The 25,675-nt window shown below is 72.3% G+C and carries 25 protein-coding genes and 1 tRNA gene; 8 read left to right on the top strand and 18 right to left on the bottom strand.

Annotated elements, in window-relative coordinates:
* Nucleotides 1–2: 2 nt before the first annotated feature.
* The 8 genes from FHG10_RS06935 to FHG10_RS06900 all read right to left on the bottom strand — a co-directional run bounded on the left by FHG10_RS06935 (nucleotide 3) and on the right by FHG10_RS06900 (nucleotide 7,200).
* Entirely contained in the window at nucleotides 3–995 is a 993-nt protein-coding gene (locus FHG10_RS06935) for a hydroxyacid dehydrogenase (protein WP_152352560.1), read from the bottom strand.
* Entirely contained in the window at nucleotides 992–1,774 is a 783-nt protein-coding gene (locus FHG10_RS06930; protein ID WP_152352559.1) for a sugar phosphate isomerase/epimerase family protein, read from the bottom strand. The genes FHG10_RS06935 and FHG10_RS06930 overlap by 4 nt, the downstream gene beginning before the upstream one ends.
* Nucleotides 1,771–1,965 carry a hypothetical protein gene (locus FHG10_RS06925; protein ID WP_227488086.1) on the bottom strand — a complete coding sequence of 65 codons (195 nt, stop codon included), beginning with the start codon at nucleotides 1,963–1,965 and terminating at the stop codon, nucleotides 1,771–1,773. The genes FHG10_RS06930 and FHG10_RS06925 overlap by 4 nt, the downstream gene beginning before the upstream one ends.
* 4 nt (nucleotides 1,966–1,969) lie before the next feature.
* Nucleotides 1,970–3,058, bottom strand: a complete 1,089-nt coding sequence (locus FHG10_RS06920) for a Sir2 family NAD-dependent protein deacetylase (protein ID WP_152352558.1) — start codon at nucleotides 3,056–3,058, stop codon at nucleotides 1,970–1,972.
* The gene (locus FHG10_RS06915; RefSeq protein WP_152352557.1) at nucleotides 3,055–4,230 is read right to left on the bottom strand and encodes a hypothetical protein; all 1,176 of its coding nucleotides are present in this window, start codon (nucleotides 4,228–4,230) and stop codon (nucleotides 3,055–3,057) included. Before FHG10_RS06915 ends, FHG10_RS06920 begins: the two co-directional genes overlap by 4 nt.
* Before the next feature lie 61 nt (nucleotides 4,231–4,291).
* Nucleotides 4,292–5,155 (bottom strand): SMP-30/gluconolactonase/LRE family protein, encoded by an 864-nt coding sequence (locus FHG10_RS06910; protein WP_152352556.1) that lies wholly within the window; start codon nucleotides 5,153–5,155, stop codon nucleotides 4,292–4,294.
* Between the two features lie 115 nt (nucleotides 5,156–5,270).
* Nucleotides 5,271–5,978 (bottom strand): CE1759 family FMN reductase, encoded by a 708-nt coding sequence (locus FHG10_RS06905; protein WP_227488085.1) that lies wholly within the window; start codon nucleotides 5,976–5,978, stop codon nucleotides 5,271–5,273.
* Between the two features lie 67 nt (nucleotides 5,979–6,045).
* Nucleotides 6,046–7,200: an LLM class flavin-dependent oxidoreductase gene (locus tag FHG10_RS06900; RefSeq protein WP_152352644.1), complete on the bottom strand. Its 1,155-nt coding sequence runs from the start codon at nucleotides 7,198–7,200 to the stop codon at nucleotides 6,046–6,048.
* Nucleotides 7,201–7,491: 291 nt separating this feature from the next.
* On the opposite strand from FHG10_RS06900, the gene FHG10_RS06895 reads away from it, so the two are divergent.
* Nucleotides 7,492–9,534: a S9 family peptidase gene (locus FHG10_RS06895; RefSeq protein ID WP_152352554.1), complete on the top strand. Its 2,043-nt coding sequence runs from the start codon at nucleotides 7,492–7,494 to the stop codon at nucleotides 9,532–9,534.
* Nucleotides 9,535–9,854: 320 nt separating this feature from the next.
* On the opposite strand, the gene FHG10_RS06890 is transcribed toward FHG10_RS06895, so the two are convergent.
* Nucleotides 9,855–10,361, bottom strand: coding sequence for an OsmC family protein (locus tag FHG10_RS06890; protein WP_152352553.1), 507 nt, complete (start codon nucleotides 10,359–10,361; stop codon nucleotides 9,855–9,857).
* Nucleotides 10,362–10,583: 222 nt separating this feature from the next.
* Between FHG10_RS06890 and FHG10_RS06885 the strand changes: the two genes are divergently transcribed.
* The gene (locus FHG10_RS06885) at nucleotides 10,584–11,219 is read left to right on the top strand and encodes a cysteine dioxygenase family protein (RefSeq protein ID WP_152352552.1); all 636 of its coding nucleotides are present in this window, start codon (nucleotides 10,584–10,586) and stop codon (nucleotides 11,217–11,219) included.
* Nucleotides 11,220–11,391: 172 nt separating this feature from the next.
* Here FHG10_RS06885 and FHG10_RS06880 read toward each other — a convergent pair whose 3' ends face one another.
* From FHG10_RS06880 to FHG10_RS06860, 5 genes are all read right to left on the bottom strand, one after another.
* Nucleotides 11,392–11,610, bottom strand: coding sequence for a hypothetical protein (locus FHG10_RS06880; RefSeq protein WP_152352551.1), 219 nt, complete (start codon nucleotides 11,608–11,610; stop codon nucleotides 11,392–11,394).
* 100 nt (nucleotides 11,611–11,710) lie between these two features.
* On the bottom strand, nucleotides 11,711–12,136 hold the full coding sequence (locus FHG10_RS06875; protein ID WP_152352550.1) for a HEAT repeat domain-containing protein: 426 nt from the start codon (nucleotides 12,134–12,136) through the stop codon (nucleotides 11,711–11,713).
* 75 nt (nucleotides 12,137–12,211) lie between these two features.
* Nucleotides 12,212–12,296: transfer RNA gene (locus FHG10_RS06870), tRNA-Ser, on the bottom strand.
* A 130-nt stretch (nucleotides 12,297–12,426) separates the two neighbouring features.
* Nucleotides 12,427–12,537, bottom strand: coding sequence for a methionine/alanine import family NSS transporter small subunit (locus FHG10_RS06865; RefSeq protein WP_152352549.1), 111 nt, complete (start codon nucleotides 12,535–12,537; stop codon nucleotides 12,427–12,429).
* Nucleotides 12,537–14,420 carry a sodium-dependent transporter gene (locus tag FHG10_RS06860; RefSeq protein WP_152352548.1) on the bottom strand — a complete coding sequence of 628 codons (1,884 nt, stop codon included), beginning with the start codon at nucleotides 14,418–14,420 and terminating at the stop codon, nucleotides 12,537–12,539. Before FHG10_RS06860 ends, FHG10_RS06865 begins: the two co-directional genes overlap by 1 nt.
* Nucleotides 14,421–14,659: 239 nt before the next feature.
* Here FHG10_RS06860 and FHG10_RS06855 point away from each other — a divergent pair, with 239 nt between their 5' ends.
* The 5 genes from FHG10_RS06855 to FHG10_RS06835 all read left to right on the top strand — a co-directional run bounded on the left by FHG10_RS06855 (nucleotide 14,660) and on the right by FHG10_RS06835 (nucleotide 19,961).
* Nucleotides 14,660–16,078, top strand: coding sequence for a M20 family metallopeptidase (locus FHG10_RS06855; protein ID WP_152352547.1), 1,419 nt, complete (start codon nucleotides 14,660–14,662; stop codon nucleotides 16,076–16,078).
* A gap of 126 nt (nucleotides 16,079–16,204) precedes the next feature.
* A complete protein-coding gene (locus tag FHG10_RS06850; protein ID WP_152352546.1) occupies nucleotides 16,205–17,851 on the top strand; it encodes an AbgT family transporter in 1,647 nt (548 codons plus the stop codon).
* Nucleotides 17,852–17,855: 4 nt separating this feature from the next.
* Nucleotides 17,856–18,431, top strand: coding sequence for a CidA/LrgA family protein (locus tag FHG10_RS06845; protein WP_152352545.1), 576 nt, complete (start codon nucleotides 17,856–17,858; stop codon nucleotides 18,429–18,431).
* A complete protein-coding gene (locus FHG10_RS06840; RefSeq protein WP_152352544.1) occupies nucleotides 18,428–19,138 on the top strand; it encodes an LrgB family protein in 711 nt (236 codons plus the stop codon). Before FHG10_RS06845 ends, FHG10_RS06840 begins: the two co-directional genes overlap by 4 nt.
* 85 nt (nucleotides 19,139–19,223) lie before the next feature.
* Nucleotides 19,224–19,961, top strand: coding sequence for a MerR family transcriptional regulator (locus tag FHG10_RS06835; RefSeq protein WP_152352543.1), 738 nt, complete (start codon nucleotides 19,224–19,226; stop codon nucleotides 19,959–19,961).
* Nucleotides 19,962–19,992: 31 nt separating this feature from the next.
* On the opposite strand, the gene FHG10_RS06830 is transcribed toward FHG10_RS06835, so the two are convergent.
* Both FHG10_RS06830 and exaC read right to left on the bottom strand, forming a co-directional pair.
* Nucleotides 19,993–20,442 (bottom strand): DUF779 domain-containing protein, encoded by a 450-nt coding sequence (locus FHG10_RS06830; protein ID WP_152352643.1) that lies wholly within the window; start codon nucleotides 20,440–20,442, stop codon nucleotides 19,993–19,995.
* A gap of 395 nt (nucleotides 20,443–20,837) precedes the next feature.
* Complete coding sequence (exaC, locus tag FHG10_RS06825) at nucleotides 20,838–22,361, bottom strand: acetaldehyde dehydrogenase ExaC (protein WP_152352542.1); 1,524 nt, start codon at nucleotides 22,359–22,361, stop codon at nucleotides 20,838–20,840.
* A 298-nt stretch (nucleotides 22,362–22,659) separates the two neighbouring features.
* Here exaC and FHG10_RS06820 point away from each other — a divergent pair, with 298 nt between their 5' ends.
* Complete coding sequence (locus FHG10_RS06820) at nucleotides 22,660–23,184, top strand: hypothetical protein (RefSeq protein ID WP_152352541.1); 525 nt, start codon at nucleotides 22,660–22,662, stop codon at nucleotides 23,182–23,184.
* A gap of 30 nt (nucleotides 23,185–23,214) precedes the next feature.
* Here the strand turns inward: FHG10_RS06820 and FHG10_RS06815 are convergent, their stop codons facing one another.
* The gene (locus FHG10_RS06815) at nucleotides 23,215–23,877 is read right to left on the bottom strand and encodes a response regulator transcription factor (protein ID WP_152352540.1); all 663 of its coding nucleotides are present in this window, start codon (nucleotides 23,875–23,877) and stop codon (nucleotides 23,215–23,217) included.
* The gene (locus tag FHG10_RS06810; RefSeq protein ID WP_152352539.1) at nucleotides 23,868–25,649 is read right to left on the bottom strand and encodes a sensor histidine kinase; all 1,782 of its coding nucleotides are present in this window, start codon (nucleotides 25,647–25,649) and stop codon (nucleotides 23,868–23,870) included. The genes FHG10_RS06815 and FHG10_RS06810 overlap by 10 nt, the downstream gene beginning before the upstream one ends.
* Nucleotides 25,650–25,675 lie beyond the last annotated feature (26 nt).

The raw sequence follows: 25,675 nt of genomic DNA, 5'->3' as shown, positions 1-25,675 counted from the left end.
GCTCAGGCGCTCACGTCGAGCCGCTGCGGGTCCACGGGGAACCGCGGCGGCTCGCCCGCGGCCAGGCGGCGCACCTCCTCGAGGGCGGCCTCGCCCATGCGGTGTAGCTCGTTCCCCTGCGATCCCGCGATGTGCGGGGTAATCAGCACCGTCGGCACCTCCCAGAGCGGGTCGTCGGCCGGCAGGTCGTCCTCGACGTCGAGCACGGCGCTGATGCGTCCGCCGAGCAGTTCGGCGCGCAGTGCGTCACGGTCCACGAGGGCGGGGCGCGCGGTGTTGATGAAGGTGGCGCCGTCGGGCATCGCAGCGAACAGTCGCGCCGTGACCATCCCCTGGGTGGAGGGGACGTCGGGCGCGTGCAGGCTCACCACGTCGCTGCGCGCGAACAGCTCCTCGAGCTCGACCTTCCGGCCGCCCAGCGCCGCGATCTCCTCGGCACTCGCGAAGGGGTCGCTGATGAGCACCTCGAGATCGAAGTGCCGCAGGTGCTCCGCGACCAGGCGCCCGATGCGCGAGGCGCCGATGAGTCCGACGACGCCCCCGAAGTTCCCCAGGCGCTCGCTCACCGGCCTCTCCCGACCCGCATCGCGCACCGCGCGGTGCTGCGCCGCCTGCGCCAGCGTGCGCTTGCCGGCGAGCAGGATCTGCGCGAGGGCGAACTCGGCGACGGGCACGGCGTTCGCCTCGGTCGCGGAGGTGACGAGGATGTCACCGCGCTCCCACACGGCGTCGGAGACGACGAAGCGGATGGTGCCGGCCGTGTGCACGATCGCGCGCAGGCGGGGCATTCGCGCAACGGCCGCCGCATCCACGACGGGTGATCCCCAGCCTGTCAGCAGCACCTCGACTGCAGCGAGCTCGGAGTCCTCGAGGCTCGAGAGGTCAGGTGCGGCGCGGTCGACCTCGACCTCCGCGAGCGCGGCGAGGCGAGCGAGCTGATCGCGGTCGAACATGTGACGCTGCAGGCCGTCGGGCATCGCGAGCAGAGCTTTCATGGGATTCCCGCCCGTCCTTCCTCGATCAGCTCGCGGAGCGTCGCCGCCTCGCGGTCGAGCACCGCGGGATCGTCGTCCGGGACGAACTCGAGCAGCGCGTCGCGGTCCGAGCCCTCGTCCTGAAGGACCGAGAACACTGCGCGCCACAGGTCCGCGCGCTCCGCGAGCGGCAGACGCGTGGAGCCGGGCCACCACGAGAACACGTGGATGGTCGATGTGCGGGGCAGCGCCCTGCGCAGCGTCTGCAGCGCCTCGGCGTCCGGCATGTCCTGGTGCGGCTGCCAGTAGGTGTGCACGGAGTCAGCGCCGATCTCGTCCAGCAGGCGAAGGGTGGATCCGATCTCGTCGGTGAGCGTCCTGCCGTGGAACTCGAGGCCGATATCGATTCCGTGCTCGGCGGCTCGTGACGCGACGTCGCGGATGCGCTCGGTGATCAGGGCCCGCCGCGGCGGGGGAGTCTCCCGGGACCCCGTGCCGCCCGCCCACACGCGGATCCGCGGGGCGCGCAGAGCCCGGGCGGAGGCGATCACGGCCTCCGCGTTCGCCTGGTGGGCGGCGTCGTCCTCCTCGAACCGCAGGTAGGAGCCGTAGGAGGCGACTGCGAGCCCCGCATGCCCGGTGAGAGCTCGGACGCGCTCGGCGGATGCCGTGTCCCCGGGCGGAACGTGCACGTCCCCGCCCCATTCGATGCAGGCGAGGCCGGCGCGCGCGGCACGATCGACGACCTGCTCCGGCGTGAGGTCGCGGAAGGTGATGGAGCAGAGTCCGGGACGGATCATCGCTCGCCGGTCCGTTCCGGGGTGTCCCAGTCGCGGCGGCAGAGCACGAGGAGGTATCCGTCGGGGTCGCGCAGGGTCACGCCCCACGTGTCCCAGTAGGGGTTGCGGGCGGCGACGCGGACGCCGCCGGCGCTCACGGTCCGCGAGATCCACTCCACCGGCGCGGACGAGAGATCGTGCATGGGCGTCATGGTCTCATCCACCCCGGTGGCGCCCGGGGTGGTCTCGTACGCCGAGCTCCAGCGCCCAGGCGCCGAGCACGTCGGCGACACGGCCATGGATCCGGGCCGTGGCGCTGTCGTCGGCCCGGGTGGGGCCGTCGTTGACGATCACCACGGGCTTGCCGTCGACGAGGGCCCGACGGGCGAAGCGCAGGCCCGACATCACCGTCAGGCTCGAGCCCAGGACGAGCAGCGCGCGGGAGCGCTCGAGCAGATCGAAGGCATCGGCGACGTGCTCGCGGCGGGCGCTCTCGCCGAAGAAGACGACGTCGGGCTTCAGCATCCCTCCGCACAGCGCGCAAGGCGGATACCGGAAGCGGCTGGTGCGGTCCACCTCGGCGTCGCCGTCCGGGGCCTGCGCGGCGTCCCGGGCGAGGTCGTCCAGGCGCGCGGCCACGTCGGGGTTCATGCCGAGCAGCCGGGAGTGCAGGGAATCGCGGGAGATGGTGCGATCGCAGTCCAGGCAGCGCACCACGTCGAGGCGCCCGTGCAGGTCGACCACCGGATCCGAGCCCGCCTGCTCGTGCAGCCGGTCGACGTTCTGGGTGATCACTCCGGTGATCTCCAGCGCGTCCGTGAGCTCGGCGAGGAGCCGATGCCCGTGGTTCGGCCGAGCCGTCCCGAACTGCGTCCAGCCGACGGTCGAGCGCGCCCAGTACCGCCGCCGCGAGAGGTCCGAGCGGACGAACTCCTGGTACGTCATCGGGGTGCGCGGCACCGCGCGGGGCCCGCGGTAGTCGGGCAGCCCGGACTCCGTGGAGAGCCCCGCGCCGGTCAGCACCGCGACCGGGCGATCGCGCAGCACGGCGAGGGCGCCGAGCACCTCCTCGGGCGTGCTCAGCAGGCCGTAGAGCGACGAGTCCTCGGGGCCCCAGGGGTGGTCGCGGACGTGGGTGCGGGGTGCGCTCGGCGTGGGAGCAGGCGGGCTGTCGGGCGCACCGGCGCTCGCGGGCCGCGCGCCCGTCGAGAACCAGCGGCCGACGTCGGCCGCGGGGCCCGCGCGGCCCGAGGAACTGCTCGCGACGGGGGCCGCCGTGCGCGTCGGATCGAGGTGGCCGGTCATCCCCGTGCCCCTCGATCACGCGTCCACGAGAGCTCGCCGGGCGCCTCGTCGACATCGATCCGATGCCAGGCCTCGGGTCGATCCGCGGGACGCGGGGCCTCGCGCAGCCAGTACGTCGTGTCCGGGTGCCAGCCGGCGACGATGGACAGCGCGGTGCGGGGAGCATCATGCCTGCTCCGACGTGCGGGCGGCGCCTCGATGCTGCTCACCGCGAGCGGTCGCCCGGCGAGGTCGAGATAGGCGCCGAGGCTCAGGCGGACGCCGTCCGCCGTGCGCGCGAGCGATGCCCAGTCCGGCATCACCCACGGGCCGTCGGCACCCGTGCACGCATGCCAGTTGCCGCCCGGATCCTGCATGGGGTCGACGGGATGCTCGCGACAGAGGTCGGTCCAGTCCTGCTCCGACCGGATCTCCACGATCCGTCGCCCGCGCGTGCTCTCGAGGCGCTGCGCATGGGCGTCGTCGTATCCGAAGTCGTCCTCGACGAGCCAGAGGTGCACCGGAACGCCGTCGGCGAACACCCCTGCGGTGCCCTCGATGCGGAAGTGCGGAGTGGTCCACCAGGTGCTGGTGCCGCCGGAGCGGGCGTCGGCGCGCCACTCCTCGCGCTGCTCCAGCAGGTCGCGCAGCGCGTTGGCCTCGTAGCCGAGACCGTCACGCATCGTGGAGGGCTCCTCCTCATCCCACGTGATCCGCTGCTGATCCTCCGCGGCGATGTCCGAGAACCAGGAGCGCACGAGCGGAGAGCGCGAGAGGCGCTCCGCGACCCTCTCCAGGGCCTGGCTCACCGGGGGCGTCGAGGCGAGCACGTCCTCACCGGCCATGCCCTGCCAGTAGCGCGCGGTCGTCACCGCGTCGGCGACGCATGCGCGCAGCACGTCCTCGCGAGGATCGAGCAGGGGGAGGTCATCGATGAGCGCGGCGATCTCCTCCAGGGAGGGGTCGGGCGGGAGAGGCGCCAGCGTGGAACGCAGGAACGGCAGCCTGCGGACGTAGGCACGGGGGACGCTGTCCTCGCGCCGCACGGCCGCGTCGTGCGCGAGCTTGTCGAGCCGGCCGACCTTTCGCGGGTGGGGCTGCGTCGCGCGCTCGCTGCGCAGAGCGAACTCGAGCAGCATCCGCAGCCCGCGCGGGCCGCGGGTGAGCGCGGCGGCGACTTCGGCCTCGGTCATGGCCGGCTCCGACGGAGCAGTCGTCCCGCGCTCATCCTCGGCCGACGACGGCATCACGCCCTCACCCACCGAACACCGGCTCCTCGGCGATGCCGCGGGCGCCGGGCTCGAGGGCGAACAGGGAACCGGCCGCGGGGTCCTTGCCGTCGGGCAGGTTCTCCCTGCTCGTGGTGATGAAGAGCGTCGCGAGGTCTTCGCCGCCGAAGGTGCAGGCGGTGACCTGGCGGGCACCGACCTCGATGCGCTCGGCCACGGCGCCGTCGGCCTCGAGGCAGAGCACGCGGGCCGCGCCGTTCATCGCGACCCAGACGCGGCCGTCGGCGTCGACCGTGAGGCCGTCGGGATGGCCGTCCTCGTCTGCCAGGTCGCGGAAGGTGCGGCGGCCGACGAACCCGGCGGTCTCGTCCCAGTCCAGGACGTCGACGCGGCCCGTGGGGGTGTCCACGTAGTAGGCGCGGGCATGGTCGGGGGAGAGGGCGAGGCCGTTGGAGATCGTGACGTCGCCCCAGGCGCGGACGGCCGTGCCGTCGGTGCCGAGCCGCCACATCGCCGCCCCGCCCTCGGTGCGGTCGTAGGCCATCGAGCCGCACCAGAAGGTGCCGTCGGGCGCGATCGTGCCCTCGTTCATCCGCACCGGCTCCTCCCACAGGGCGGGCAGCGCGGTCACGGTGCCGTCGGGATCCTGCAGGCCGAAGCCCTTCTCGAGGGCGAGCACGGCGCCGCCGCCGCGACGCGGGCGCACGCACGCGACGACCGGCCCCGGCACCTCGGTGCGGGTGATGGCGCCGCTCGCGGGATCGAGCTCGAGGAAGGATCCGGCGAGCATGTCCACGAAGCGCAGAGCGCCGCCCCCGCCCCAGCTCGCCGACCAGATCGGCCCCTCCCCGTGGTAGCAGAGGGAGTCGGTGAGACGGTCGGCGTGCATGATTCCTCCTGGCTGCGGCGGGACATGCTCACGCTACCGGGCGTGAGGAGGCCTCGCGGAGGATGCGTCGCGCCGACCTCCGCCGCGCGGGCGGAATGCCCGGAACCCGGCGCGGTCAGTGCCCGAGGAGCCGTCCCATCGGCACGAAGTCGGAGAACTCCGCGTCGAGTGCCGGAGCGCCGGACGCCGCATCGGAAGCCGCGACGGTCGACCCGTCGGACTCTCCGGACCCGTCGGCCCCGCCGGCCTCCGTCTTCCCGACGCCCGCGCCGAGCATCGCCGCGAGCTCCCCGCCCGCTCGGTGCGCCCTCTCGGCGAGCGGATCCTGCGAGGACTCGGCGGCCGAGGCGCCGCCGAAGTCTGCTGAGGCCGCGAACACGGCCGTCGGCACCATCTCCGCGCGCAGGTACGAGAACATCGGCCGGATCGCGAAGTCCAGTGCCAGGGAGTGGCGGGCCGTCCCGGCAGTCGCGCCGAGCAGCACGGGCCTGCCGCGCCACAGGTCCTTGTCGAGCGCGTCGATGAGCAGCTTGAACAGGCTCGACGGGCCGACGTTGAAGATCGGGGTCACCGCGATCACCGCGTCGGCCTCCTTGATCGCCTGGACCACGGGGCGCAGGCGCTCGCCGGGGAAGTGGGAGAGCAGGGCATCGGTGAGGTCATGGGCGTGCTCGCGCAGCTCGATCGTGCTGGTCTCGACCTCGGCCCCAGCGGTCTCCAGGGACATGCGGGACGCAGCGGTGAGCTGGTCGGCCAGCATGCGGGTCGAGCTCGGGGTCGACAGGCCCGCGGTGAGGGTCAGGATGCGGAAGCTGCGGGGCACGATGGCCTCCTTCGACGAGGTGGCGTGATGACGAAGGGCGGGACGGCGAGATCCGGGTCGGAGCGCGTCAGGCGCGGTCCTCGGCGCGCAGGCCGGTCCAGTTGTCGCCGGTCTCGAAACGGTACGACGCATCGAAGGCGCCCTTCTCGGCGTCTCGCGCCGCGACCATCGCCGCGTGCGTCGGACCCTCGGGGACGTCGGCCGGGCGGCGCGCCTCGAGCTCGCGGCGCAGGACGGGGACGACCTCGGTGCCCAGCAGCTCGATCTGCTCGAGGACGGTCTGGCGGGGCAGGCCGGCGTGGTCCATGAGGAACAGCTGGCGCTGGTAGTCGCCGACGGCGTCGGCCATGCCCAGGTAGCGCTCGACGACCTGCTCGGGCGAGCCGACGGTCAGCGGCGTCTGCGCCGTGAAGTCCTCCATCGAGGGGCCGCCGCCGTAGACGGGGGCGTTGTCGAAGTAGGGGCGGAACTCCGCGATCGCGTCCTGGGAGTTCTTGCGCATGAACGCCTGGCCGCCGAGTCCCACGATCGCCTGCGAGGCCTTGCCGTGGCCGTAGTGCTCGTAGCGCTCGCGGTACAACTGCACCATCTGCTTGGTGTGGCTCATGGGCCAGAAGATGTTGTTGTGCAGGAATCCGTCGCCATAGTAGGCGGCCTGCTCGGCGATCTGCGGAGAGCGGATCGAGCCGTGCCACACGAAGGGCGCGACGCCGTCCAGCGGGCGCGGGGTCGAGGTGAACTGCTGCAGGGGCGTGCGGAACTCGCCCTGCCAGTCCACGACGTCCTCGCTCCACAGGCGGTGCAGCAGGTCGTAGTTCTCGATCGCGAGCTCGAGGCCCTTGCGGATGTCCTTGCCGAACCAGGGGTAGACGGGGCCCGTGTTGCCGCGGCCCATCACGAGGTCGACGCGGCCGTTCGTGAGGTGCTGGAGCATCGCGTAGTCCTCGGCGATCTTCACCGGGTCGTTCGTGGTGATCAGCGTGGTCGCGGTCGAGAGGATGAGGTCCTGCGTCTGCGCCCCGATGTACGCGAGGGTCGTGGTGGGGGACGAGGTGACGAAGGGCGGGTTGTGGTGCTCGCCGATCGCGAAGACGTCCATGCCCACCTGCTCGGCGAGCTTCGCCTCCTCGACCATCAGCTCGAGCCGCTCGTGCTCGGTGGGCACGCGCCCCGTGGTGGGGTCCGGCGTGATGTCGGCGATGGTGAAGATTCCGAACTGCATGACGGCCTCCTGGCTGTGCGTCTGAAGATGGTTCAACATTAAACTAGTTTGGGGGCGACGGCAAGCACGACGCATGGTGGGACACAGTGGAGGCGCTGACCTGCGGGTTCGGGGCCCTGGGGGCGTGGCATGGAGGCGGTGGGGTGCGCGTGCGCTTCGATGTCTCTCCATGAGGTCTCGACCCCATATGGCCGTTGAGGTCTCACTGGGCGACATCGAAGGGGTGCACCGGCGACGGTCGGCAGTACGCGGCGGCCCGCGCGCGCACCCGCTCTGGCAGGATTGCTGGCCATGACGCATCGGAGCATCACTGCACTGCTGGACGCCCGCCGCCTCGCGGGACTGGAGACGACGCCGGGCGGGAGGATCGTCGCGAAGGTCTCGGCCCCGGACGCGAAGGGCACCTCCTTCCGCAGCTCACTCGTGGAGATACTCGGGGCCTCGTCCCTTCCCCTGACTCGCGGCAGCGCGTCCGTGGGGTCCGTGGCACTCGCCGAGGACGGCGCCACCCTGTTCACCGCCCAGCGCGTGGGGGAGGACGGCGAGGAGGCCGACGACGCCCAGCTCTGGGCCCTGCCCTCGCGGGGCGAGGCCCGGGAGGTCGCCTCCCGTCCCGGCGGCTTCGGGGGACTGCATCTCGCCAACGGCGTGCTCGTCGCCGAGATCGACGTCCACTCCCAGGCGTCCGACGAGGCAGAGCATGCCCGCCTCTCCCGCGAGCGCAAGAAGTCAGAGGTCAGCGCCGCCCTCCACGACGGCTTCCCGACCCGCCACTGGGACCACGACCTGGGCCCCGCCCGCAGCGCGCTCGCCGTCGCGGCCCTTCCCGAGGATCTCTTCTCCGCCACGGCGACCGCCCCGGCTGATCAGGTCCCGTCTGGCGATGACGACGACGCCCCGCGCCGCCAGGTCCTCCACTTCCGGCACCTGGAGATGCCGCCCGGGCGGCTGAGCGCGTGGAGCGCGGATCGGCAGGGCCGCCGCGCGCTCGCGGCGATGACCGACTCGCTCGATGACCGCTTGGGCGTCGGCCGCCTCTACCTGCTCGACCTGACGGGGACGCAGCCACCGCAGCTGCTGCGCGACGCCACGAACGAGGTCGAGTTCTGGCCCGGCGAGTTCAGCCCCGACGGGACGCGCGTGCTGATCTCGCGCGAGCGCACCTGGACGCAGACCGCCTCCGCCCGCTCGCGCACCGAGGTGCTCGACCTCGCCACCGGGGAGAGCCGTGAGGTCTGGCCCGAGCTGGATCGGGACCCCCATCCCACCTGGGTCGACGGGGACACCCTCGTGGGCGCGGGCGATGACGAGGGCCGCGGGTCCGTGTGGATCGGCGGCCTCGGCGAGGCCGCCCCGCGCCGACTCGCCGGCGGACCGGACCAGGAGCTCTCCTTCGCGCAGCTGGCCGTCGCGGGCGGTGCGGCCGTCGCCTCAGCCTCCGGGATCGCCGTCGCCCCGCACCCCGTGCGCATCGACCTGGCGAGCGGCGAGATCGTGGACCTGCCGAACCCCGCCGACGCCGTCGAGCAGCCCGGCACCCTCACCGAGGTCTCGGCCACCGCCCAGGACGGCACGGCGCTGCGGGCCTGGCTGCGTCTGCCCGAGGGGGAGGGCCCGCACCCGCTGGTCGTCTTCGCGCACGGCGGCCCCTGGGGATCCTGGAACGCCTGGACCTCTCGCTGGAACCCCGGTCCCTTCGTGGACGCGGGCTACGCCGTGCTGCTGCCGGACCCGGCGATCTCCACGGGCTACGGGCAGGAGATGATCGACCGCGGTCAGCACGAGCTCGGCGGCGCCCCGTTCACCGACATCATGGCGCTCGCGGACGCGACGGTCGCCCGCGCAGACATCGACGCCGAGCGCACCGCCTTCGCGGGCGGCTCCTACGGCGGGTACATGGCGAACTGGGTGGCCGGGCACACCGGCGACCGCTTCCGCTGCGTGGTCACCCATGCCTCGCTGTGGGACACGGCATCGATGGGCCGCACCACCGACAACGCCGGCTGGGAGCGGCCCATGCGCGAGCAGAACCGCCGCTTCAACCCCAAGGACTCGGTCGCCGAGATCCAGGTGCCGATGCTCGTGATCCACGGTGACAAGGACTGCCGCGTGCCCATCGCGCAGGGCCACGCGCTCTGGTACGACCTGCACGAGTTCTCCGCCACGCCGCGCGACGAGCAGGGCCGCACCCGCCACCGCTTCCTCTACTTCCCCGACGAGGGCCACTGGATCACCGGTCGCGGCAATGCGCAGGTCTGGTACGAGACGTTCCTCGGGTTCCTCGATCAGCACGTGCGCGGGATCGCCTGGCACCGCCCTGCGGCGCTCGGGTGAACGGGTGTCCGGCTGGCGGGGCCGGCCCGGTCGCAGAACCCCCGGAACAGAAAGCGCCCCGGCCCGTCCCCACGGGCCGGGGCCATCCCTTTCCCCGGTGCTGCGGGTCAGGCGGGAGCCTCTCCTCAGTGGCTCGCCGCTCCGTCAGCACCTGGGATATACATAACCGGTCCCAGCCCTGCAGGCGCTGAACGCGAGCTGTCGGTTCCCTATGCGAGCGGCCGGGCGGCGGCGGACGCGATCTCCGTGCACTCGTGCTCCCATGCCGCTCCCGGGGCGGATCGGGACGCTCGCCGCCTCGTCGGCCGCCGCCGGGATGATCAGCTCCGGGGCGGCGGCACGACCTCGAGTGCACCCGAATCGGCACGGCCGAGGAGTCGGGAGACGGGGCAGCGCGCGTGCGCGGCCTCCGCGAGGCGGCGGGCCTCGTCCTCCTCCACGTCCTCGATGCTCACCAGGGCGCGCGGCGCGAAGCGGTAGCCGCCCGAGGGGTCGAAGTGCAGGCCGACCTCGACGTGCACGTGAGTCGCGGCGTCGATCCCCTGCTCGCGCAGCACCGCCTTGAGCGTCTCGCCCAGGCACGTGCTCCATGCCATCGCGAGGAACTGCTCGGGATTCGAGCCCGTGGCGTCGGCCGACGGACCGCCCGTGGGCAGCGTGGGCCCGTTCTCGACGCGGACCTCGCCCGCCGTGCCGCCGACGTTCTCCACGTGCGCGGTATAGAGGGCGCGGGTGTACTTCTCGGGGAGGGCGTCGGGGGCCGTGGCCGCAGAGGCTCCCGCGGAGGTGGCCGTCTCGGTCGGGGAGTGTCCGGATGGTTCCGCCATGGCCCCAGGGTAGACGCGGCCGGGGGAGTCGCGGCCGCGGAGTGAGCGCTCCCGAGCGCACGGGAGGCGCTGCCGGCGCCGTCCACGCGCTCGTCACCCTCTCGACATCGGAGGTTCGCCGGGTGCGCCGTCGACGCGGACCGCTCGGTAGCCTGGTCGACGACCGCTGATGAGCGTGCGCCTCCTGGCCGCAGGGGTGCACTCGGAGAAGGGACGGGGCCGATGAGTGCGCAGGAGACCTCGGCGGTCCGGCCGGAAGACGCGCAGCACGACCATGCGCCGCAGGAATCCCCGCCTTCGCTCCGGCGTCTCATCGACGAGATCCGCGGAGCGGTCGCAGCCGGCGGCGACGCCGCCGAGACGTCACGGCGGGTGACCCGGACCCTGGAGCGGCACCTCGTCGTGCCGGACCTGCTGCCGGCGCAGGCCCGCGTCGCGGACCCCGAGCGCTACCGGCAGAACATCGTCCACGTCGAGCCCGACGGCAGCTTCTCGATCGTCGCACTGGTATGGCTCCCCGGACAGCAGACGCCCGTGCACGACCACATCTCCTGGTGCGTGGTCGGGGTCTACGAGGGCGAGGAGGCCGAGATCCGGTACCGGGTCGAGGACACCGTCGGGGGCGAGGTGCACCTCGCCGACGGGCAGGTGCCGGACCCGGAGGGCGGCCTGCGCCTCGTGCGCACCGCGGAGGTGACCAACCCGAACGGCAGCGCCGACGGCTTCGCACCGCCCGGGGATCTCCATCGGGTCTGGAACGCGGGGGAGGGCACCGCGATCTCGATCCATGTCTACGGCGCGGACATCCGCGAGCTCGGCTCGAGCATCCGGCGCACCTACGACCTGCCGGAGCGCTGACGCGCACCGTCACCCATCGATCTGACGGAGCGGGAGGGACTGACGTTCCCGCCGGAACGTCCCGTCGGCTCGTGCGGGCTGCGAGCGGCATCCGACGCGGCAGGCGCGCTCGCCGCGCGGTCTCGCCGCCGGGCGGGCTGCACGACACGGACGACATCGACGGCGGTGCCGCTCAGTCGTGGAGGGCCTCCCGGACGACCCGCGCGGAGCCGACGTCCATGGACTCTCCGACCTCCATCCGATCCAGGCACCACCGCAGATGCCAATGCGGCTCACGGTCGGCGTTCGCGAAACCGTTGTCCAGCAGGAAGGTCGCGGTGGCGCCCGTTCCCATGAACTCGAGCTCCCTCTCCGGGGTGACGATCGAGAAGGCCCCCGCTCCGTCTGCCAACCTCCAGCACCTCCATGTTCTTGCGTCGACTGCGCTCTCATCTCATCCGCGGCGTGGAATGCTCCGTCTCCCGGGAGGAGGGAGCGTCGCTTCGAACCGATCAGCCGGGCCGGTCCAGCGCTCGTCGCGCCGCGGCGCGCACGCGAGGATGCCCGTCCTGCCGGAGCCGCTCCAGCGCCGCCTCGGCGCCGCAGCGCGAGGACGCCCGGGCGGCGAGGACCTTCGCGGCCATCTCCCGCACCCGCCAGTGCGGGTCGGCGGTGGCCGCGACCACGGCCGGCTCGGCGGGAGCGGACCAGGCGTAGAGGAGGGCGCGCAGGGCCCATGTGCGCACCCAGTAGCCACGGGGGCCGTCGGACCTTCCGGCGAGGACGGGGCCCGCGGAGTTCCCGCCGAGCACCCCGATCAGCTCCACGTCGATCTCTCCGTCCCCGAGGATCGACAGACATCGGCCGACGAAGGCCTCCTCGCCCTCGCGCGAGACCGCCCCGGCGATCCGCCGGCGGGGCGTGGATTCCTGCACCATGGGGCTCATCCTGCCACCAGCGGATGCAGAACGCCCCTGATCCGCGATGCCGCGGATCAGGGGCGTTCCCTTCGGCGGAGGATGGGGGATTTGAACCCCCGAGGGCTTTCACCCAACACGCGTTCCAGGCGTGCGCACTAGGCCGCTATGCGAATCCTCCATTGCTCGTAGAGCAGGAGACACACTACCGGAGGACCCCGGGTGGTGCGAGCCGGCCCCGGCCGGGCCGGGTGCATGTCACACCCGGCCGGACCGACGGGACCGTGCCGCGGGCGCCGCCGGCGCCGGAGTCAGTCCTCCGGCTCTTCCGGGTGACGCACGATGTTCACGATCGCGGCGGCGAGGCCGCCCCAGACGGTGACGATCGCGACGCAGAGCATGACGATGGCCGATGCCGACATCAGTTCCCTCCTTCCTGCGCGGCGCGGTGGGTGTTGCCGGACCCCGTCTGCCCGCCGGGCTTCGTCGGCCCGTCGTACTCCGTCGGTCCGCCGGAGCCGCCCGGGCCCGAGGGCCCGCTGCGGACGGTCGCGATCGCACTCGTGGCGAGCTCCTGGGCCCCGTCCGCTCCGCCGGTGCCGCGGGCGGACCCGGCTGCGGAGACCTGCGGCGGGCGCAGCTCCTGCGGGGTGTCGGGCAGGGCGCCGTCATCGATCACGACGCGGGTGCCGGGCGCGGCGAGCACGCTGTCGGCGGCCACGGGCGGTGCGATCGGATCGCCATCGGAATCGGGGCGGTCCTTGTTGGAGTTCGCGGGCCAGGGCAGCAGCGAGAGCACGATCGCGATGACCACGAGTGCGATCGCCATGCCCCAGCCGAAGACGTTGACGAACCAGCCCGGGTACTCCGAGTACGGCTTGTCGGCCGTGAGCAGCTCGACCGCCGAGAGGATCATCGTCACGCCCAGCACGAGGGGCGCGATCACCTTCACGCAGGTCTCCCAGCCGATGCCGAGGCGGAACGTGCCCTTGAAGTTCAGGTGGTCGCGCAGGGTGGGCAGGCCGCGCACGATGTATCCGAGCGCGATCGTCGAGACCAGTGCCGCCCCGACGATCCCGTAGGAGTTCACGAAGTTGTCGAGCGTGTCCAGCAGCGCGAGCCCCATCGTCGTCGGGAACAGCAGCGTGGAGCCGATCGCCATCGGCAGCAGCACCACGAGCGTGCCGGGCACGCGCGAGAGCCCGAACTTGTCCTGCACCGCGGAGACGATCACCTCGATGATCGAGACCAGCGAGGTGAAGCCCGCGAGCACCAGGGACCCGAAGAACAGCACGCCGATCAGGGCGCCGCCGGGGGCCTGGGAGATGATCGTCGGGAAGGCGATGAACGCGAGCCCGATGCCGTCGGTGACGACGTCCTGCACGTGGACTCCCTGCGCCTGCGCCATGAAGCCCAGTGCGGAGAACACCCCGATGCCGGCGAGGATCTCGAAGCTCGAGTTCGCGAAGCCCACCACCAGGCCCGAACCGGTGAGGTCGGTCTTCTTCTTGAGGTACGAGGAGTAGGTGAGCATGATGCCGAACGCCACCGACAGCGAGAAGAAGATCTGCCCGTAGGCGGCGATCCACACGGACGGATCCGCCAGCGCCTCCCAGTTGGGCTGGAACAGCGCGTTCAGGCCCGTCATCGCTCCCGGCAGGAACAGTGCGCGCGCCACGAGGATCACGAACATGACCACGAGCAGCGGGATGAAGATCATCGAGGTCTTCGCGATCCCGCTCTCCACGCCGAGGGCGAGGGTGATGATCACGGCGACCCACACCAGCAGGATCGTCACCAGCACCGGGCCCACGTAATCGAAGGAGATGCCCGCGTCGGACCCCATGAGCGAATGGGTGAACTGGCCGAAGAAGTAGCCCTGCGCATCATCGCCCCATTTCTGGCCCACGGAGAAGACCATGTAGTTCAGGGACCAGGCGATGATCAGCGCGTAGTAGGCGCCGATGATCACGCAGATCAGCACCTGCCACCAGCCGATGAACTCGGTCCAGCGCTTCAGGCGCCGCCACGCCAGCGGCGCCGAGCCGCGCCAGCGGTGGCCGATCGCGTAGTCGACGAACAGCAGCGGGATGCCGGCCGTCAGCAGCGCGACCAGGTAGGGGATCATGAACGCTCCTCCGCCGCCCTCGTAGGCGGCGGCCGGGAAGCGCCAGATGTTGCCGAGGCCGACGGCGCTGCCGATGGCCGCGAAGATGAACGCGGAGCGGCCGCTGAAGGCGCCGCGGTTCGCGCGCTCGCGCTGCGGCGCGTCGCCGCCGGCGGCGGTGGCTGGGGAGGAGGACATGGGATGCCTTCCGCATGGAGGAGTAGAGGACGACGGGCGCCCCGGGCAGATGGGCCCCGGACGCGCGGCGGGCGGCGAGCCCGGACGCGGCGGATCGGATCCGCGGTGCACGTTGAGCGTGCACCTTAAGGGATATCGGGTCTTCCGGGCACCTGGGGACCACTGGTCGGTCGGGGCCGACGAGGCGGCGCGGGTCCGGGGCTGCGCGGCGGGGAGGGGCGGTCCATTAGGGTCTGACCATGACCGATGCCGACCTGCAGTCCCACGGCCGCAGCGGGGCGCCGGACGCGGCCCGCGCGTTCGACGCCGGTGTCCCCGCGGCGAGCCCCGTGCCCGCCTCGGGCGCCTACCTCGAGGAGCTCGACGCGGCGCGCGAGCAGGCGATGCGCACCACCTCCCATCCCGGATCCGACTTCGCGGGCGCGGGGGAGGAGCTGCACGCCCGCCTCGAGGAGGCCGTCGCGTCCGACGCCGATGCCCTCGTCGACCTGCTCGTGGACCTCGCCGCGCACCCCGAGACCGCGTTCGAGGAGCACCGCTCCGCCGCGCAGATCGCCGCGCTGCTCGAGAACCACGCCCTGGATCCCGAGATCGGGGTGTTCGGCCTGGGCACCGCGATCCGCGCGGAGATCAGCGGCGACGGCGGAGAGGACGCGCCGACGATCGCGATCCTCGCCGAGTACGACGCCCTGCCGGGAGTGGGCCACGGCTGCGGCCACAACGTGATCGCCGCGATGGGCGTGGGCGCCTTCCTCGCCCTCGCACGACTCGCGGCCACGGACCCCGCGGCCGTGCCCGGACGGGTCGTGCTGCTGGGCACCCCCGCCGAGGAGGGCCACACGGGCAAGGAGTACATGGCCCGCGAGGGGGCCTTCGACGGCCTCGACGCGGCCGTCATGGCCCACCCGTACCCCGGCTACGACCTCGCCGACCAGGCATGGCTGGGTCGGCGCACCCTCACCGTCGTCTTCCGCGGGCACACGGCCCACGCCTCCGCGCAGCCGTTTATGGGTCGTAACGCCCTGGACGCCGCGAGCCTCATGTACCAGGGGATCGGGCTGATGCGTCAGCAGACCCCGCCGTCGGACCGGATCCACGCGGTGATCCAGGAGGGCGGGGAACGGGCCAGCGTCATCCCCGACACCGCCCGCCTGGACCTCTACGTGCGCTCCCTGGCCCCCTCCACACTGCGGGATCTCTCGCGCCGTGTGGAGGACGCGGCCCGCGGCGCCGCGCTGATGACCGGATGCGGCGTCGAGATCAGCTGGGACGAGCACCCGCCCTCGCTCCCGGTGCGCACCAACGAAGCGCTCACCGGGCGCTGGGTCGAGGCGCAGCGCCGGCGCGGGCGGGACCCGCTGCCCCGCGGCGTGGTCTCGGAGACCCTCGCCGCCTCCACCGACTTCGGCAACGTGAGCTTCCGCGTGCCCGGCATGCACCCGGTCATCCACGTCGCCGACGCCGACACCGCCCTGCACACGCGCGAGTTCGCCGCGGCCGCGACCGGGGACCTGGCCCGTGCCTCCGCGGCCGACGGCGCCTACGGCCTCGCCGCGACCGTTCTCGACATGCTCCACGACGCCGACCTCGCCGCCGCCGTGCGCGAGGAGTTCGAGGCCGCCGGCGGTGCGATCGACGTGCCCCACTACTTCGACTGACCACGTATCCGGTCGAACCACGCCCGTCGATCGACCCCGCCGGAAGCCCCCGTCGGCCCGATGCCCGTCGACCGATGCCCGTCGACCGATGCCCGTCGACCAACCCGTTCCGCCCGAGGAGAGACGATGAGCAGCCCTTCCCCGCGCCCCGTCGGCCCTGCCCCCGACGGGCCCGCCCCGGACGGCTCCGCCGCGCGCCTGACCCGCACCGATCGCCTGCTGAACGTCGTCGAGCGGCTGGGCAACAGGCTGCCCGAGCCGTTCATGCTGTTCCTCATCCTCTTCGCGATCACCGGGATCGTCTCCACCGCGATGGCGCTGGCCGGGGTGAAGGTGAGCGTGCCCGGCTCCGACGAGGTCACCGTCATCAAAGGCCTGTTCACCGGGGAGGGGATGGCCTGGCTGACCACCAGCCTGGGCGAGAACTATCTGGGCTTCCCGCCGCTGGTCACCGTGATGCCGATCCTGCTGGGCATCGGCATCGCCCAGCACTCCGGACTGCTCGCCGCCGGGATCCGCGCGATGTTCGGCTCCTCGCCCTCCTGGCTGCTTCCCTACGTGGTGGGCATCGTGGGCGTGCTCGCCTCGATCATGTCCGACTCGGCCTTCGTGGTGGTGCCGCCGCTGGCCGCCCTCGTCTTCAAGGCCGCGGGCCGTCACCCCGTCGCGGGCCTGCTGGGCGGCTTCGCGGCGGCCGGCGCCGGCTACTCCACGAACCTCGTGCCCACGAGCCTGGACGCCCTGTTCGCGGGCATCACGAACTCCGTGACCGAGACCGTCTCCGGGCTCGGTGCGACCACCGTGAACCCGGTGTCGAACTGGTGGTTCAACATCGTCTCCTCGATCGTGCTCGCCCTGATCGCCGGCTTCATCATCGACCGCGTCATCGAGCCGCGCCTGGTGCGCCAGGCCATCCCGCGCGACGAGGCCATCGAGGACGACGACGCCGACGGCACCGCCCCGGAGACCTCGGGCGAGTCCTCCGAGCAGATGCGCGCCTCGCTCTCCCGACCCGAGCGGCGGGGCCTGCTTCTCACGATCCTCGCCGGCCTCGTGCTCACCGCGATCGTGCTGCTCGCCGCGCTCGTGCCCGGCTCTCCGTGGCGCAACGAGGACGGCGGCTTCCTGCCGAAGTCCCCGCTGCTGGACTCGATCGTGTTCCTGGTGTTCCTCTACTTCGTGGTCCTGGGCAGCGTGTACGGGATCGCGATCGGCAGCCTGCGCTCCTCGCGCGACGCCGCGCGGATGATGACCGAGGCGCTCAAGGAGATGCTCCCGTTCATCGTCCTCGCCTTCATCCTGGGCAACTTCATCGCCCTGTTCAACTGGTCCGGCATCGGCTCCTGGATCGCCGTGACCGGGGCCGAGGCCCTCGAGCACATCGGACTCACCGGCTTCGGCGCCGTCATCGGCTTCATCCTGCTGGCGAGCGTCCTGAACCTGTTCATCATCTCCGGCTCGGGCATGTGGACGATCATGGCCGCCGTGTTCGTGCCGATGTTCGCCCTGCTCGGCTACGAGCCCGCGTTCACGCAGGCCGCCTTCCGCGTGGGCGACTCCGCGACCCAGGTGATCACACCGATGAACCCGTACATGGTGGTGCTGCTGGGCATGCTGCGGAAGTACGAGCCGGCCGCCGGACTGGGCAGCCTGTTCGCACGCATGCTCCCGTTCGTGGTCCCCTTCTGGATCGCCTGGACGCTGATCCTCGCCGTGTTCTTCGCCTTCGACCTGCCTCTGGGCCCGGGCAACGGGATCCACCTGGGACAGTGACCCGATGAGCACGAGGGAGCCGAGCGACGACGGGCCGACGGGGGACGGGGCGACGAATGTCGGGCCGACGGCGGACGGGCCGATCGGCGACGGGCCGATCGGCGACGGGCCGTCGGGGGACGGGCCGACGGCGGATGGGGCGGCGCCGCGCCGCGCGCTCGTGCCGCCCGTCCTGCTCGGCCTCGCGGTGCTGCTGATCCTGCAGATGATCGGCCTCGCCCTCGCCGCGCTCCTGCACGTGCCGATCCCCGGAGTGGTGCTCGGACTCGTGCTGCTGGTGATCCTGGGACTCGTCCCGCGCACCCGCGGGATCCTGCGCGTCGCCGAGCCGGCGGGCACCCCGCTGCTCGCGCACCTGCAGCTGCTGTTCGTCCCGCCGGGCGTCGGCGTGATCGTCGAGATGGGAGCGCTCGCCCGCAACGCCCTGCCGATCGCCCTCGCCGTCGGCGGATCCTTCCTGCTGGCCCTGCTCGTCGTCGGCCGCGTGCTGCAGGCGCTGCTGCACCGGCAGGACCGGCGGCGCGGGGACGACGGGCACCAGCGTCTCGGCGGTCCGCGGAGCGAGGGGAGCGGCGCATGAACGACATCATCCAGACCGTCGTCCACCTGCCGATCTTCGGTCTCGTGCTCACCCTCGCCGTCTACCTCGGCGCCCTCTGGCTGCACCGTCGCACGGGTCGGCCCGCCCTGCTCACGCCGGTCTTCGTGACGGTGGTGGTGGTCGCCGCGGTGCTCGAGCTCGTCGGCCTGCCGTACGCGGAATACCTCGAGCAGGTCACGGTGCTCACGCTGCTGCTGGGCCCGGCGACCGTGGCGCTCGCCCTGCCGCTGCTCGCGAACGGGCGGGCCCTGGCGCGCTCGGCCGCGCCCGTGCTGCTCGCCCTGATGACGGGCGCCGTGGTGAGCCTCGGGGTGACCGTGGGAATGCTGCGGGCATTCGGCACCGCCCCGGAGATCCTGCGCTCCGTGCTGCCGAGGTCCGTGACCAGTCCCGTGGCGCTCACCCTCGCCGAGTCCCTGCAGGCCTCGGCGCCTCTGGCCGTGGTGCTCACGATCCTCTCCGGGATCCTCGGCGCGGTGTTCGCGCCGGTGCTGCTGAGCCTCGCCCGGGTCGACGACCCGAGGGCGCGCGGCTTCGCCATCGGTCTCACGTCCCATGGGATCGGCACGTCGCGTGCGCTCGACGAGTCGCCCGTGACCGGCGGCTGGTCGAGCGCCGCGATGGTTCTGAACGCCCTCGCGATGACGCTCGTCCTGCCCCTGCTCGCGCCGCTCGTGTCAGGGTGAGCGGCCGCACGCTGATATCAGGCGCATACCTATGGTTTCCGATGGGTAATATCCAAGGCTCCAGCCCGCCGGACGAGGACGTGACATGAGGATCTCCGAGCTTGCCGACACCACCGGCGTGCCCGTGGCGACCATCAAGTTCTACCTGCGCGAGAACCTGCTGCCTCCCGGCCGGCTCACCTCCCGCACGAGCGCCGTCTACGACGAGAGCCATGTCGATCGCGTGCGCCTGATCCGCGCACTCACCGACGCCGGCGGACTGAACATCGCGGCCGTGCGCCGCATCGTCGACGCCCTCGACTCCCCGCACCAGGAGCAGATCGACATGCTCGGCATCGCTCAGCGCACCCTCGCGGGGGAGACCGCGGAGGACGCCGAGACGGCGACCGTCGACGAGGACGCCGCGCGCTTCGCACCCGGCAGGATCTCGCCGCGCGTGCGGGCCCTGGCCGAGCGCCGCGGGTGGACCGTGCTGGAGCGCTCCGACCCGCTCATGACCCGCCTCGAGCAGGCATGGTCCGCCTGCGATCAGGCCCGCGTGCCGACCGGCGACGACCACATCGACGCCTACGCGGAGGCCATGTCCCTCGTGGCCCGTGCCGACATCGCCCACATGCCCCGCAGCACCGGTGAGGCCATGCGCATGGTCGTGGTGGGCACCGTGATGAGCCGGGGACTGCTGGACGTGCTGCGCATGATCGAGCAGCGCGAGTCCGCGATCGCGCACGCGCAGGGACACGGGCCCGAGCCCGCGCAGGGACACGGGTCCGAGCCCGCGAAGGGGCGCGGGCCCGCGCAGGAGATGGGACGCGGGGCGGAGTAGATCTCCTGGCCCGCGCCGGGGTCGAGGGAGCTCAGAGCTCCAGGTGCTCCCTGACCCGCGCGTCCTCCGGGAGCATCCGGGAACGGGTGAGGAACCGCTTGCCGTCGGGCGTCTCGAGGCTGAAGCCGCCGCCGCGCCCGTCGACGAGGTCGATCGTGAGGTGCGTGTGGCGCCAGTAGGCGAACTGCTCGCGGCTCATCCAGAAGTCGAGCGGGCTCGTGGTGCCGTCGGGCAGGGGCACCTCCACGTGTCCCATGCGCACGTCCGCGTCGCCGGTGAGGAAGTCCCCCGCCGGGTAGCACATGGGGGAGGAGCCGTCGCAGCAGCCCCCGGACTGGTGGAACATGAGCGGGCCGTTGCGGTCGATGAGCCGTTGGATCTGCTGGAGCGCCGCCTGGGTGAAGGCCACCCGGGAGAAGTCCTCGCCCTCGATCGTGGACTCGGTCTCGAGCACGTCGTCGGCCGAGGTGGGCTCGGGCAGCGGGGGAGCGGGCGGCTGGCCCGGCTGGGGTGCGGGTGCGGGTGCGGACGCGGACGCGGGCGCGGGCGCGGGGCCCGCGGCCGACGAGGTGCCGGGTGCTGGGGTCGGGTTCTCGGCGGAGGAATCCGTCATGATGCGCTCCTTCCGATGTGCGGCCTCCTGGGGAGACCGCTGCGCGTGGTCGTGGTGGGAGGCGCGTGGTGCGCGGCAGCCGGCACGGCCGCAGCGCCACGATCTCGCGAGAGGTGAGTTGTCGTCCTCATAGGGGGCTCTTGACGACGACAACTCACCTCTCGCGAGCGATGGGACCGGGGCCGGCGGATGGGACCGGGGCCGGCGGATGGGACCGGGGCCGGCGCCGGGATCCGGATCCAGGGCCCGGACGGGCGACGGGATCAGAAGAAGCCGAGCTCGGTCTCCGAGTAGGAGACCAGCAGGTTCTTCGTCTGCTGGTAGTGGTCGAGCATCATCAGGTGGTTCTCGCGCCCGATGCCCGAGGACTTGTACCCGCCGAACGCGGAGTGCGCAGGGTAGGAGTGGTAGTTGTTCACCCACACGCGCCCGGCCTGGATGGCACGGCCGGCCCGGTAGACGGTGTTCTGGCTGCGCGTCCAGACGCCCGCGCCGAGCCCGTAGAGGGTGTCGTTGGCGATCGAGATCGCGTCGTCGTAGTCGGAGAACGACGTGAGGGCCAGCACGGGGCCGAAGATCTCCTCCTGGAAGATGCGCATCGAGTTCACGCCCTCGAAGATCGTCGGCGTCACGTAGTAGCCGCCGGACAGGTCCCCGCCGAGGTCGGCGCGCTCGCCGCCGGTGAGGATCTTCGCGCCCTCCTGCTGGCCGATGTCGATGTAGGAAAGGATCTTCTCGAGCTGGTCGTTGCTGGCCTGCGCGCCGATCTGGGTGTCCGTGTCCAGCGGATTCCCCTGCTTCGTCGCCTTCACGCGCTCGAGGCCGTCGGCCACGAACGAGTCGTAGATGCCCTTCTGCACGAGGGCGCGCGAGGGGCACGTGCAGACCTCGCCCTGGTTCAGGGAGAACATCGCGAAGCCCTCGAGGGCCTTCGAGTAGTACGCATCCTTCTCGCTCGCGACGTCGTCGAAGAACAGGTTCGGGCTCTTGCCACCCAGCTCGAGGGTCACCGGGATGAGGTTCTGCGAGGCGTACTGCATGATCAGGCGGCCGGTCGTGGTCTCACCCGTGAAGGCGATCTTCGCGATCCGGCGGTTGGAGGCCAGCGGCTTGCCCGCCTCGGCGCCGAAGCCGTTGATGATGTTCAGGACGCCCTCGGGCAGCAGGTCCCCGATGATGTCGATGAGGACCATGATCGAGGCGGGCGTCTGCTCGGCGGGCTTGAGGACGACGCAGTTGCCGGCGGCCAGCGCCGGGGCCAGCTTCCACGTCGCCATCAGCAGCGGGAAGTTCCAGGGGATGATCTGGCCGACCACGCCGAGGGGCTCGTGGAAGTGGTACGCGACGGTGTCGTCGTCGATCTGGGAGAGCGTTCCCTCCTGGGCGCGGATCGCGCCCGCGAAGTAGCGGAAGTGATCCACCGCGAGCGGCAGGTCGGCGTTCAGCGGCTCACGGATCGCCTTGCCGTTGTCCCAGGTCTCGGCGACCGCGAGGGTCTCGAGGTTCTCCTCGATGCGGTCGGCGATCTTGTTGAGGATGACGGCGCGCTCGGCGACGGACGTCTTCCCCCACGCAGGGGCGGCCTTGTGCGCCGCATCGAGCGCGAGCTCGACGTCCTCGGCGGTCGAGCGGGCGACCTCGCAGAAGACCTCGCCCGTGACGGGCGTCGGGTTCTCGAAGTACTCGCCCTTGACCGGCGGCACCCACGTGCCGCCGATGTAGTTGTCGTAGCGGGAGGCGAAGGTGACCTTCGCCCCGTCGGTCCCGGGTCGTGCATAGACGGTCATGACTCTCCTCGTCGAGATCGGTTCCATCGGTGGTGGGTCGCGCCCGGGGCGCACATCGTGCCCGCGTGACGTGACCGGCATCACCATCCTACGGCGCTGGAGGCGCTGGTGGGTGCCCGATTCTCGCGTGGCGAGAGGGTCGGCGGGCGGCCGACGGGGGAGCGCTGCGATCGCAGGGGAGCGGCGGACGGAGGGCCCCGTCGCGGACCTCGGCGCCCCGGCCGGTCGTGCCGCCGCGATGAGAGGACTCTCATCGCCCGGGCCTGGCATCTGCCGGGGAACACGGGATCATGGAGGCATGCGCAGCAGGAGCAGATGGGTCGTGATCGGAGGGGCGGCGGCCGCCGCCCTGGCACCGCTCGGCGTGATCGCCGGCTCGCTCACGGATGCGCCCGCGATCCCCGGCGGCGGGGTCGTCATCGGAGCCCAGGACGGCGCGGGGGACGCAGGGGACTCGAGGGGCTCGGGGAGCGGCGGCGCCGACGGCGCGGCCGAGAAGGACTCCTCGGTCTCCTCCGACGCCCAGCGGCTGCCCACCCGGGCGGCGGAGAGCTCGCCGACCGCCTCGACCGCCGCGGCCGACGCGGATGCCGAGGGCGGAGACCGCCTCACGGTCCAGCAGCGCGAGCAGGAGTCGACCTCCGCCGCGAAGTCCAGCGGGGACTCCTCGCGGTATTCCACCGCGCGGCGGACCACCGCGCCCGCGCATCCGAAGAGCTCGAGCACGACCTCGCGCGATGACGATGACGATGACGATGACGACTCGCACGTCGTCAGCCCGGCGTCCCCGATCTCCGCCGACTCGCCCGACGAGGACGACTGACCCGGACCCAGATCCGAGGACCTTGCCGCCTCACCCGGCGAGGCGGTAGCCCGCACCCCGCACGGTGAGGATGCGCTCCGCGCCGATCTTCGCGCGCAGATAGCGCACGTAGACGTCCACCACGTTGGAGCCCGGATCGAACTCGTAGCCCCACACCTGTGAGAGCAGCTGCTCGCGGCTGAGCACCTGCCCGGGATGGCGCAGGAACGCCTCGAGCAGGGCGAACTCGCGGGAGGACAGCTCGATCGAGCGGCCGTCGGCCTCCACGATCCGCGTGCGCAGGTCCAGCACCAGACCATCGGCCCCCAGACGCATCGACTCGGGCTGGGTGCTCTGGTCCCGCAGCCGCAGGCGGATCCTGGCCAGCAGCTCTTCGAAGCGGAACGGCTTGGCCATGTAGTCGTCGGCCCCGCCCTCGAGGCCGGTGACGGTGTCGGTGACCGAGTCGCGCGCGGTGAGGATGATGACGGGCAGGCGCGAGCCCTGGCCGCGCAGCGCCTCGAGCACGGAGAACCCGTCCATCCCCGGCAGCCCGATGTCCAGCACCATGAGGTCGAACGCTCCGGCGGCGGCCTGGTCCAGCGCCTCCGGTCCAGTGCGCACGATGGTCGTGGCCAGCCCCGCGGCGCGCAGACCCTTCTCGACGAACGCGGCGATGCGGGGCTCGTCCTCGGCGATCAGGATCACGGCCATGGGGTCTCCTTCGAGTGCGGGGGAGTCGACGGGGAGGGCCCGGCCGGAGGGTAGGCGGCGCGTCCGCTCCCCGGATGGGCCGTCCCAGGATCGGGGATGACGATAGTGAAGGTCGAACCGCGGCCGGGGGCGCTGTCGAGCTCGACGCTCCCGCCGTGGGCCTGCGAGATCGCGGTGACGATCGCGAGCCCCAGCCCCGCGCCCTGATGGGCCTCGTCCCCGCCGGCGCCGCCGGCGCCGCTGCTGCTGCCTGCGCCCCTGGCACCGCCGCTGCCGTGGCGCTCGAACACGCGCTGCTGGTCCTCGGGGGCGATGCCGGCCCCCTCGTCGCGCACCCAGAGCCGGGTGGTGGCGGGGACGTCGGCGCTCTCGGCGGCCTCCGCACCGGTGGGCGCACGCGGCTCCTCGCCGTGGACGGCGCCGGGCGCCCTGGCCGCATCGGAGCCCCGGCTCGCGCCCGACCCTCGGCTCGTGCCCGGCCCCCGGCTCGCGCCCGGCCCTCGGCTCGCGCCGAGCGCGATGACGCTGCCGTCCTCGGTGAAGCGCAGGGCGTTGGAGACGAGCTGCACGAGGGCCTGCACGATCCGTTGGCGATCCATCGTGCGCACGCCGACCTGCTCGCCCTCGATCGTCCACACGCGCCGGCCCAGGGGCGCGACGCGCTCGAGCACTCCCACCAGGATCTCGTCGACGTCGCCCGGGGCAGGACGCACGAAGTCGGGGCGGCGCGCCTTGGCCAGCAGCATCAGGTCGTCGACCAGGCGCTGCATGCGGTCGAGCTCGTCCAGGGTGAGCTCGCGGGTCTCGCGCACGTCCTCCGGGTCGTCGGCCGCCATCAGCTCCTGGTGGCCGTGGATGATCGTGATCGGGGTGCGCAGCTCATGGCCCACATCGTCGAGGAAGCGGCGCTGGGAGTCGAAGGAGTGCGCGAGGCGGTCGAGCATCGCGTTCATGGTGCGGCCGAGGTCGGCGACCTCGTCGCGGCTGGCGAGCTGATCGGCCGGGATCCGCTCGCTGAGGTCCGCCTCGGAGATGCGCTGGGCGGTGGTGCGCAGGGAGCGCAGCGGGGCGAGCAGTCGGCCCACGAGGGCGTGCGCGATCAGCCAGATCACCAGCAGCGTCGCCGCGGACACGCCGGCATAGGCCAGGTAGGCGCGGTCCACGGTGGAGAACGCCGTGGTCATGTCCACTGCGGTGACGTAATGGCCGCGCTGCGGGGAGCCCTCGATCTGCACCGGCACGGAGATGTAGGCGAGGTCCGGATGCTTCGCGGTGTGCGCGCGATAGACACCCGGAGACTGGTCGGGCGTGACGCGGGTGGCCTCGGCGACGAACTCGGCGTCGTCCTCGACCGACTTCTGGTGGGCCGGGTCGTCGGTCCCCGGCACCCAGCGCACGGCGCCGTCGATGATGCCGAGCACGGCTTCGTCGTCGTTGGGATAGGTGGTCTTGATCGTGTAGTTCAGCAGCTGCGAGAGATCGGTGATCGCCAGGCCCGTGTCCGGATCGGCGGCGAGCTTCGCGTTCGAGCGGAACTCCTCGGCCTCCTGGCGCAGGTTGCCGTAGACCTCCGCCTGCGCCTGCTCGCGGGCGATGAGATACGACGTGCCACCGGCGAGGGCCATCCCCAGCGCCGTGATCAGCAGGACCACGGTGAGGATGCGCAGGCGCACGCTCAGGGTGCGGCGCCGGCGGATCCCCGTCGGCTCCGGGGCGCCGGCATCGTCCGACGGGTCCCGGCGGGGCGGCGCGTCGGCGGCGGGCGTGGTCATGGGGCCAGTCTCCCCGACGCCGCGCG

Origin of the sequence: Brachybacterium subflavum (assembly GCF_009299795.1) — a bacterium.
In the GTDB taxonomy this organism is placed as follows: Bacteria; Actinomycetota; Actinomycetes; order Actinomycetales; family Dermabacteraceae; genus Brachybacterium; species Brachybacterium subflavum.
Note: the sequence above shows the minus strand (reverse complement) of the source record. Positions and strands in the feature narration are given on the sequence as shown.

Excerpts from the sequence above, each read along its gene's own strand:
- FHG10_RS06935 (WP_152352560.1), bottom strand. The coding sequence starts at position 995 with ATGAAAGCTCTGCTCGCGATGCCCGACGGCCTGCAGCGTCACATGTTC.
- FHG10_RS06930 (WP_152352559.1), bottom strand. The coding sequence starts at position 1,774 with ATGATCCGTCCCGGACTCTGCTCCATCACCTTCCGCGACCTCACGCCG.
- FHG10_RS06925 (WP_227488086.1), bottom strand. The coding sequence starts at position 1,965 with ATGACGCCCATGCACGATCTCTCGTCCGCGCCGGTGGAGTGGATCTCG.
- FHG10_RS06920 (WP_152352558.1), bottom strand. The coding sequence starts at position 3,058 with ATGACCGGCCACCTCGATCCGACGCGCACGGCGGCCCCCGTCGCGAGC.
- FHG10_RS06915 (WP_152352557.1), bottom strand. The coding sequence starts at position 4,230 with ATGACCGAGGCCGAAGTCGCCGCCGCGCTCACCCGCGGCCCGCGCGGG.
- FHG10_RS06910 (WP_152352556.1), bottom strand. The coding sequence starts at position 5,155 with ATGCACGCCGACCGTCTCACCGACTCCCTCTGCTACCACGGGGAGGGG.
- FHG10_RS06900 (WP_152352644.1), bottom strand. The coding sequence starts at position 7,200 with ATGCAGTTCGGAATCTTCACCATCGCCGACATCACGCCGGACCCCACC.
- FHG10_RS06895 (WP_152352554.1), top strand. The coding sequence starts at position 7,492 with ATGACGCATCGGAGCATCACTGCACTGCTGGACGCCCGCCGCCTCGCG.
- FHG10_RS06890 (WP_152352553.1), bottom strand. The coding sequence starts at position 10,361 with ATGGCGGAACCATCCGGACACTCCCCGACCGAGACGGCCACCTCCGCG.
- FHG10_RS06885 (WP_152352552.1), top strand. The coding sequence starts at position 10,584 with ATGAGTGCGCAGGAGACCTCGGCGGTCCGGCCGGAAGACGCGCAGCAC.
- FHG10_RS06875 (WP_152352550.1), bottom strand. The coding sequence starts at position 12,136 with ATGGTGCAGGAATCCACGCCCCGCCGGCGGATCGCCGGGGCGGTCTCG.
- FHG10_RS06865 (WP_152352549.1), bottom strand. The coding sequence starts at position 12,537 with ATGTCGGCATCGGCCATCGTCATGCTCTGCGTCGCGATCGTCACCGTC.
- FHG10_RS06860 (WP_152352548.1), bottom strand. The coding sequence starts at position 14,420 with ATGTCCTCCTCCCCAGCCACCGCCGCCGGCGGCGACGCGCCGCAGCGC.
- FHG10_RS06855 (WP_152352547.1), top strand. The coding sequence starts at position 14,660 with ATGACCGATGCCGACCTGCAGTCCCACGGCCGCAGCGGGGCGCCGGAC.
- FHG10_RS06850 (WP_152352546.1), top strand. The coding sequence starts at position 16,205 with ATGAGCAGCCCTTCCCCGCGCCCCGTCGGCCCTGCCCCCGACGGGCCC.
- FHG10_RS06845 (WP_152352545.1), top strand. The coding sequence starts at position 17,856 with ATGAGCACGAGGGAGCCGAGCGACGACGGGCCGACGGGGGACGGGGCG.
- FHG10_RS06840 (WP_152352544.1), top strand. The coding sequence starts at position 18,428 with ATGAACGACATCATCCAGACCGTCGTCCACCTGCCGATCTTCGGTCTC.
- FHG10_RS06835 (WP_152352543.1), top strand. The coding sequence starts at position 19,224 with ATGAGGATCTCCGAGCTTGCCGACACCACCGGCGTGCCCGTGGCGACC.
- exaC (WP_152352542.1), bottom strand. The coding sequence starts at position 22,361 with ATGACCGTCTATGCACGACCCGGGACCGACGGGGCGAAGGTCACCTTC.
- FHG10_RS06820 (WP_152352541.1), top strand. The coding sequence starts at position 22,660 with ATGCGCAGCAGGAGCAGATGGGTCGTGATCGGAGGGGCGGCGGCCGCC.
- FHG10_RS06815 (WP_152352540.1), bottom strand. The coding sequence starts at position 23,877 with ATGGCCGTGATCCTGATCGCCGAGGACGAGCCCCGCATCGCCGCGTTC.
- FHG10_RS06810 (WP_152352539.1), bottom strand. The coding sequence starts at position 25,649 with ATGACCACGCCCGCCGCCGACGCGCCGCCCCGCCGGGACCCGTCGGAC.